Genomic DNA, 452 nt, shown 5'->3' with positions numbered 1-452 from the left:
TTGCCGTATTTTCGCTCTATAACATCAATGTCACGTGAGTAGCTATTTACCAATTGACCGCCATTGCGCCCGCTTGCACCATAACCTATTCGAGCAGCTTCTAGTACGGCGACTTTATAACCGTTTTCTGCGAGGTGTAGTGCGCTTGATATCCCCGAAAAGCCAGCACCGATAACGCATACATCCACATCGAGGTGTTCGTTTAGACTTGGCCGATCAATTTTGTCATTTCGCGATGCCGCATAATAGGAACCGGTATGTTCTGTGCGCATAAGCTTTATGCCTCGTAAATTACGTAGATCTTTTTACAATAATCGTCTACTTGCCATTCGCCATTGAAACCGGCAGGAACGACAAACTGGTCGCCTTTGTTAACTTTAAGCTCATTCCCGCTTTCATCAATAATGATCGAGCTGCCTTCAAGAATATGGCAAAACTCATGCTCGGAATAA

General features: G+C 44.7%; 2 protein-coding genes. Both read right to left on the bottom strand.

The genetic code is table 11. The features are described from left to right. Positions 1–272, bottom strand: a 272-nt coding sequence (locus tag A3751_RS17480; RefSeq protein ID WP_156492580.1) for an FAD-binding oxidoreductase, incomplete at its 3' end; no start/stop codon positions are given. A gap of 5 nt (positions 273–277) precedes the next feature. After that, the coding region (locus A3751_RS17475) for a cupin domain-containing protein (RefSeq protein WP_156492579.1) at positions 278–452 on the bottom strand (175 nt) is incomplete at its 5' end.

The organism is Oleiphilus sp. HI0080, from assembly GCF_001635135.1.
Note: the sequence above shows the minus strand (reverse complement) of the source record. Positions and strands in the feature narration are given on the sequence as shown.